The organism is Terriglobus sp. YAF25 (assembly GCF_052113305.1).
GTDB lineage: Bacteria > Acidobacteriota > Terriglobia > Terriglobales > Acidobacteriaceae > Terriglobus.
The window spans coordinates 1-7,767 of the sequence record NZ_JBFRCY010000130.1 but is presented as its reverse complement, the minus strand read 5'-3'; the positions used below and the strand labels follow the sequence as shown (position 1 = coordinate 7,767).

Below are 7,767 nucleotides of genomic sequence, written 5' to 3'. Positions count from 1 at the left end.
TTCATACGGGCCGCCCCGGAGGTACAGCCCATCCGGATCGAGCTCCCGGCCGCGCACCAGGAAGTAGTCCGCGATCATGATGCCGGCAATCGGGCCCAGCAGGCCGGAGTAACCCACCAGCCAGCCGTTGATATACCGTGCCGGATCCGCAGCAAGCTTCCAGGGCATGCACAGAATGCCAAGCACCCCGGTAATCAGGCCTCCGGTGCGGAAGCTGATCCAGCGGGGGTTGAGATTGGAGAAGTCATTCGACGGCGAGACCACGTTCGCGGCAACATTCGTATTCAACGTGGCCAGCAACAGCGCCACCAGACCGATGCAGGCAACGACCGGCTGATTGAAGTGCCCGAGCAGTACGACCGGATCCCAGAGAGCCACGCCGAAGACGAGCGACGAAGCGGAGGTCACCGCAATACCGATGAAGGAATAGAGCGTCATGGCTGGAGGGAGGCCAATCGCCTGGCCAACCATCTGGGCACGCTGCGATTTCGCGTAACGGGTAAAGTCCGGAATGTTAAGCGCCACCGTTGCCCAGAAGCCGACAATCGCCGTCAGCGATGGAACGAAGATCTTCCAGAAATCGGCCTTTGCCGCTCCTGCATGGAAGGTCGCGGCATTCGCCAGGGTTGCAGAAAGCCCACCGGCCTTTCCTGTCATCCAGAAGAGCAGCAGCAGACCAACGATGAGCATGAAGGGGGCGGAGACAACCTGCAGCCAGCGGATGACCTCAATCCCGCGCCAGATCACCGCCATGTTGATGGCCCAGAAGGCGAAGAAGCAGATCCAGACCGCGGCGGGCGCCGACGCGATGGCAGGAGCGATCACACGCAGCATGGAGTAGATCGCCTGCCCGCCGATCCAGCACTGGATGCCGAACCATCCGCACGCCACCAAAGCTCGCAGCACCGCCGGGATATTTGCTCCGCGTACGCCGAATGAAGCGCGGACGTAGACCGGAAACGGAATCCCGTATTTAGCTCCTGCATGGGCGTTCAGGATCATGGGGACGAGGACGATGAGGTTCCCCAGAAAGATCGTCCCGAGCGCCTGTTTCCAGCTCATGCCGTTGGCGATGAGACCGCTGGCGAGCATGTAGGTGGGAATACAGACCGACATCGCCACCCAGAGTGAAACGTAGTTGTAGACACCCCAGGAGCGCTCAGTAAACGGGATTGGCGCCAGGTCCTCGTTGTACAGACTGTTGGCCTGCTGCTGCGGCATGATCACCTGTTTTCCTCGAGCCCTTTTTCCTTGCGTATGGGCTCAGCATTGTTCAACGATCCCCAGCTTCACAGTCCGCTCTTCCCACGTCTCCGGAGCAAGACCTACTGGGACTTCCTTCATGGTGATGCAATCTTCAACCGGACAAACTAGTGAACACAGGTTACATCCGACACACTCGGTCTCGTCCACACGGGGAATCCTGGCAAGCGGCGCCTTGTGGAGCCCCTGCGAGACCACCGGCGGATCCATCTTCGGAATGCGAGTCACGGCGATCGAGCTCATCGTGGCATGGACGGCTTCCATCGGCTTGCGATGCACTTCAACGTGCCCATCCACCGGCCCCGTCACCCGGTCCGTGTGAATGCACTGGTGCGCTCCGTCCCAGCAGGCGATGTGGCAGAGGTCGCACCCGATGCATAGCGACTCATCGATCTGCGCAACGATCTTGTAGTTGAGGTTCAGGTGTTTCCACTCGGCCACCCGTGGCAGACTCAGGCCGCGGAAGTCGTCGAGCGAGGCAAAGCCCTTCTCGTCCATCCACTGCGACAGGCCGTCGATCATATCTTCGACAATGCGGTAGCCATAGTGCATCACCGCAGTGCAGACCTGCACCGTGCCCGCGCCCACCAGCAGGAACTCGGCTGCATCGCGCCAGGTACCAATCCCTCCAATGGCGCTCATCGGCAACACTGAGGCCGGGTCGGCCATCACTGACTGCACCATGTTCAGCGCAATCGGCTTAACCGCCGGACCGCAGTAACCGCCGTGCGAGCTCTTACCGTCCACGTTCGGCCGTGGCGTGAAGGTATCCAGATCGATGCCCGTGATGGAGTTGATGGTGTTAATCGCAGACAGTGCATCGGCGCCGCCCTGCTTTGCCGCCCGAGCCACTACACGAATGTCCGTGATGTTCGGGGTCAGCTTCACCAGCACCGGCGTACGCGCGACCTCCTTTACCCACTCGGTRATCATCTGCGCRTATTCCGGAACCTGACCGACGGCCGATCCCATGCCGCGTTCGCTCATGCCATGGGGACAGCCGAAGTTCAGCTCCAGGCCATCGGACCCGGCATCTTCGGCTCGCTTCACCATCTCGTGCCAGACATCGCGGCGCGACTCCACCATCAGCGAAGCGATGACGGCGTGTTTTGGATACCGCCGCTTCACCTCGGCAATCTCCGCCAGGTTGACTTCGATGGGCCGGTCACTGATGAGTTCGATATTATTCAGGCCCATCATGCGCTGCCCTGCCCAATCGACGGAACTGTAGCGCGAGCTGACATTGGTGATTGGCTCACCAATCGTCTTCCAGACCGCTCCTCCCCAACCCGCGTCAAAGGCGCGCATCACCTGTTCGCCGCAATTGGTTGGCGGCGCACTCGCCAGCCAGAAAGGGTTGATGCACTCGATACCGGCAAAGGTCGTCTTCAGGCTAGCCATGAGCCACCTCCGTTATTCCCAGAGCTGCGGTGATGCCACGCGCGGCTCTCTTGCCATCGGCGACAGCATCCACCACTTCGCGGCCGCCGTTTACGCAGTCGCCACCGCCGAAGTACTTCGCGTGGCTGGTGGCGCCGGTAGCACGGTCCACCACAACACGTCCTTTGGCGAGCTGGATTCCTTTCACCGAAGACAGCCATTTCGCAAGCGGAGACTGGCCAATCGCCGGCACCACGACTTCAGCGGCAAGCTGGGTCCGCATCTCGCCGACGACAAGCTCTCCGGCTTCGTTGATCGATGTCCCGGCGCAAAGCAGCGTGCCTGCATCCAGTGCAATCGGCTGCTGCCACCACAGGAACTTCACACCCTCCTGCAGAGCGTGTTCATATTCGAAGCCGAAAGCGGACATCTCCTCCGGACCGCGGCGATAGACGATGTGAACTTCTTCGGCGCCAAGCCGTTTTGAGGCTACGGCTGCGTCAATCGCGGTGTTGCCACAGCCGATGACAGCTACGGTCCGGCCGACGGAGAGGATCTCTCCGGTCTTATACCCGGCGATCAGGTCCAGCGCATCCATCACGCCGGTCTCTCCACCGGGGATGCGAAGCCGGTGCATCTCCCCAAGCCCGACACCGAGAAAGATCGCGTCGAACTCCTGTTCCAGGGCTGCGAAATCTTCGATCCCAATCTCACGCTGCAGGATCTCAACGCCCATGGATTGGATCGCTTCCACCTCGCGCAGTGATTCGCTGACGCGTAGTTTGTATTCCGCCACTCCGTAGGTATTCAAACCTCCGGCGAGATCGCGCTTGTCGAAGACCGTTACCTGCACACCGGCCTGGCGAAGCTCCGCCGCGCAGGCCAGGCTCGCGGGGCCGCCGCCGACACAAGCGACTCGCAGTGGCAGCTCAGGACGCTGACGAACTGGAATCTGCAGGCCGCGCCCATAAAAGTTATCCATGGCATAGCGCTGCAGCCGGCCAATCATAATCGGCTTCTCAGCGCGGTGATGCATCACGCAGGAACCTTCGCAGAGCACCTCGACCGGACACACGCGGGCGCAGCTTCCCGCCAGGACATTGGCTTCAAGAATGCTGCGGGCGGAGCCGGCGATATTGCCCGAGGCAATCTTCTTAATGAAGCGCGGAACGTCGATGTGTGTGGGACAGGCAGCGGTACAAGGCGCGTCAAAGCAGTTCAGGCAGCGGTTGGCTTCCACCATTGCCGCCTGTGGCGTCAATGCAGGCTTCAGCTCCGGGAAACGAGCTGTAATACCGGCATGCGGAGTGAATGCGGTGCCCAAAATCGTGGCCCTCCGTTCAAACAAACTGATCGTAGAGATTGCAAGCTACCCCTTCCCACAAGGTAAGTCAATAGAATCAGGGGTTTCCCTATTTGTTTCTGGGACCGGAAAGAAATGACCGGAATCACAGCAATTCTGTGCTAACGCTGATACTGTTAAACAAGGTTGTCTCCATTATTAAAGGAACAGATTTTGGCAAATACCGTACTCCCACCGACCTCGGAAGTAGAGACGATTAACAGCACGTCTACCGCACCGCAGTCCTTCCTGGTAAGTCCGCCCCTGTTGAAGACTCGGCCCAACACCGACGTTTTGATGGGCCGCGCTGCCCAGGGCGGAAAGATCAATTGGATCACGTCCATCTTCATGGGCGCGTTCCATGTGGGAGCGATTGCCGCGCTCTTCTGTTTCTCCTGGAAGAACCTGGCTGCGTTTGTGGTGCTGTACTTCCTCGCCATCAACGTTGGCATCGGCATGTGCTATCACCGCCTGCTGACGCACCGCGGCTACAAGGTCCCCAAGTGGCTGGAGTACTGCCTGACCATCTGCGGCACGCTCGCCCTTGAAGGCGGACCAATCTTCTGGGTAGCGACACATCGTGTTCACCACCAGCTCAGCGATCACGAGGGCGACCCGCACACGCCGCACGACGGCACATGGTGGGCCCATGCCGGCTGGATCATCTCCGGCCGCACCCTGCATACGCACACCGCGATGCTGGCTCGCTATGCGCCAGACCTGACCAGGGACCGTTTCCAGGTCTTCATGTCGAAGTACCACTGGCTCTCGATCGCCACCGCTGCCGCCATCTGCTACGTCATCGGCGGTTGGTCGATGGTGCTGTGGGGCATCTTCCTCCGTACAGTGCTTGGCCTGCACTCCACCTGGCTGGTCAACTCGGCAACGCACCTGTGGGGAGCGCGCCGCTTTGAGACTCGCGACGACTCCCGCAACAACTGGTGGGTCGCTCTGCTGACCGGCGGCGAAGGCTGGCACAACAACCATCACGCTCACCCGGTAAGCGCCCGTCACGGCCTGCGCTGGTACGAGTTCGATATCAACTACTACGGCATCTGGGTGTTGGAGAAACTTGGTCTCGCCAAGAAGGTCCTGATCGCACAGTGGGATCCGAAAGATCCCCGGCCGGCCGGCAGCTAGTCAAGTATCCATCTATCTCATTGAGGCCCGCAGATGCGGGCCTCAGTTTTTGCCGGTAACGCGCGACCAGCCGGCCATCCTCGGTACACTTAGAGAGCGTTTTCCCTATTGCTGGGGTTCCGGAAGGGTATGCACCGGCGTTTTCATTGCGGAAAACGCCCATAGGATGAGGAATCCCTACATTACACCTACAGGGAAAATGCACTAACTCGTACACTTAAGCCAACCGTGCGCATCCTGACCCGCTACATTTTGCGTGAGTTGCTCTCACACGCCCTTCTCGGCGGCGCACTTTTTACCTTCGTGCTTTTCATGCGCGACCTGGAAAAGATTCTTGAACTGGTCGTGCGCGGTTCGGCGCCCCTGACAGACGTCTTCCGCATCTTTCTCTACACCGTCCCCAATACGCTCACGCTCACCCTGCCCATGTCTGTCCTGGTCGGCGTACTGCTCGGCCTGTCACGGCTCGCGGCCGACTCCGAAGTCACGGCGATGCGAGCCAGCGGCGTCGGCGTGCTGGATTTCACCCGCATCGTCTCTATCGTCGCGGTCGGAGCCTTTTCTCTCGGACTCGCCAACTCGCTCTATCTCGCACCGCGCGCGGCCTCCGCGCTCATCCAGATCGAAAACGAGTTGAAACAGTCGCAGGTCAGCTTCGAGGTGCAGCCGCGCGTCTTCTATGAAGACTTCAAGGACTACGTCCTCTATGTGCAGGATGTCGTGCCCGGCGTCGGTGCAGCGCAGTGGAAGAACGTCTTTCTTGCCGACCTGGCGCATCCTGCCTCGCCGCTCATCACCACTGCAACCGAAGCGGTCGTGGTCAACGGCGGAAACCAGACCCTCCGCATGAGCCTGCATGCGGGCGGTCAGCATCAGATCGCCGCCAACGATCCGAACCAGTACAACATCTCCACCTTTACGGACAGCGACCTGCCGATCAGCGCCGGAGCGTCCGACGACACGCACATCACCCGGCGCAACACTCCCCTGCTAGCGATGCCGCTCCAGGAGTTAATGCGCGCCAATGCGCCAGATCGGATTCTGAGGCGTATCGAGCTGCAGAAGCGCTTCTCCTATCCCTTCGCCTGCTTTGTGCTGGTCCTGGTCGGTGTGCCTCTTGGCCTGTCGTCACGCCGCGGCGGTAAGTCGACGGGCTTCGTGCTGACCATCCTGCTGGTCTTCATCTACTACCTGCTCTCCTCCATCGGAGAAGCGGTCGCACGACAAGGCAAGCTACCCGTCGTAGTGGGCATATGGGCAGCCAATCTCGTCTTTGCACTCGCAGGCATTTTTCTGCTGTGGAGACTTTCAGTGGAGACCATCCCCCTGGGACGGCTTGCCGGCATGGGACAGTGGATAGCCGCCCGTCTCAAGAGGGGTAAGACGCAAGAGCCACAAACCGAACAGGCTGAGATCGTCTCGACAGACCGCGGTGCGCGTAAGACCATCTGGGGCTTCCCCTTGCTGCTGGACGACTACGTCATGCGGCAGTTTGTCGCCAACTTTGCCCTGGTACTCTCGTCGTTCGTGGCATTGTCGCTGATCTTCAGCTTCTTTGAGCTGGTGGGAGATATCATCCGCAACCGTACGCCGCTCGTTACGGTGGGCGACTACCTGCTGAACCTGATCCCGTACATGCTCTACAACCTGGCTCCGCTGTGCGCCCTGATCGCCGTTCTTGTCACCTTCGGCGCATTGAACCGCACCAGTGAGATCACGGCAATGAAGGCCACCGGCATCTCGCTCTACCGCATTGCGGCGCCGGTCCTCGTGCTCGCGGCGGTGTTGGCGGCGCTGCTGTTTACCTTCGACGAGTTCTACCTTCCCTCCGCGAACAAACGTCAGGAAGCCCTGCGCTCGGTCATCAAGGCACGGCCGGCACAAACCTTTTCACGTCCAGACCGGAAATGGATTACCGGTCAGACGAACGGCGGCGAGGATCCGGTCCGTATCTTCTACTATCAGTTCTTCAACCCGGACATGAATTCGTTCGCGAACCTGACCGTCTTCGAGTTCCAGCCCGGAACCTTCGCACTGCAGCGCCGCGTCTTCGCTACCAGCGCGCACTGGGATCAGAGCGCCCATCAATGGATCTTTGAGAATGGCTGGCAGCGCACCTTCGACAAAGAGTCCGTCGCCACCTATCAGCCGTTCACCGTCTCCCTCTTCCCCGAGATCCACGAACAACCCAGTTACTTCAAGAAGGAGTTCGTCGCGGCTCAGGAGATGTCGTTCGCGGATTTGACGCGATACATCAACGACCTGAAACAGTCTGGCTTTGACACCATGCGGCTGCGGGTGCAGTTGAACCACAAGATCGCCTACCCTCTAGTGACCCTGGTGATGGCGATCCTGGCGATTCCGTTTGCACTCTCCATGGGCCGCAAGGGCTCACTGGCCGGCATCGCCGCCGCCATCGGTCTGGCCATCGCCTACTGGGTCATTGCCGGGCTCTTTGAGGCGATGGGCAACGTGAATACGCTACCTCCGATGCTGGCCGCCTGGTCGCCGGATATCCTGTTTGCCTTCGCCGGGGCCTACCTCCTGCTCCGGACTCCGACCTAGGGTGTGTCATCAAACTCCTGTCGTCAGAGCATTTTCCCTGTTGCTAGGTATCCCGGCAGTATCGTGCAGTGGCGTTT

5 protein-coding genes are annotated in these 7,767 nt (G+C 60.1%); 2 read left to right on the top strand and 3 right to left on the bottom strand.

The features are described 5' to 3' along the window. From AB4043_RS07305 to AB4043_RS07295, 3 genes are all read right to left on the bottom strand, one after another. The coding region (locus AB4043_RS07305) for an NCS1 family nucleobase:cation symporter-1 (protein ID WP_442306761.1) at positions 1-1,221 on the bottom strand (1,221 nt) is incomplete at its 3' end. Between the two features lie 42 nt (positions 1,222-1,263). Further along, on the bottom strand, positions 1,264-2,664 hold the full coding sequence (gene preA, locus AB4043_RS07300) for an NAD-dependent dihydropyrimidine dehydrogenase subunit PreA (RefSeq protein WP_442299886.1): 1,401 nt from the start codon (positions 2,662-2,664) through the stop codon (positions 1,264-1,266). After that, positions 2,657-3,967 (bottom strand): FAD-dependent oxidoreductase, encoded by a 1,311-nt coding sequence (locus AB4043_RS07295; RefSeq protein ID WP_442299887.1) that lies wholly within the window; start codon positions 3,965-3,967, stop codon positions 2,657-2,659. The genes preA and AB4043_RS07295 overlap by 8 nt, the downstream gene beginning before the upstream one ends. Before the next feature lie 192 nt (positions 3,968-4,159). Here AB4043_RS07295 and AB4043_RS07290 point away from each other — a divergent pair, with 192 nt between their 5' ends. Next, positions 4,160-5,125 (top strand): acyl-CoA desaturase, encoded by a 966-nt coding sequence (locus AB4043_RS07290; protein ID WP_442299888.1) that lies wholly within the window; start codon positions 4,160-4,162, stop codon positions 5,123-5,125. A 228-nt stretch (positions 5,126-5,353) separates the two neighbouring features. Continuing rightward, positions 5,354-7,690, top strand: a complete 2,337-nt coding sequence (gene lptG, locus AB4043_RS07285; RefSeq protein ID WP_442299889.1) for an LPS export ABC transporter permease LptG — start codon at positions 5,354-5,356, stop codon at positions 7,688-7,690. The last annotated feature ends 77 nt before the right edge of the window (positions 7,691-7,767 follow it).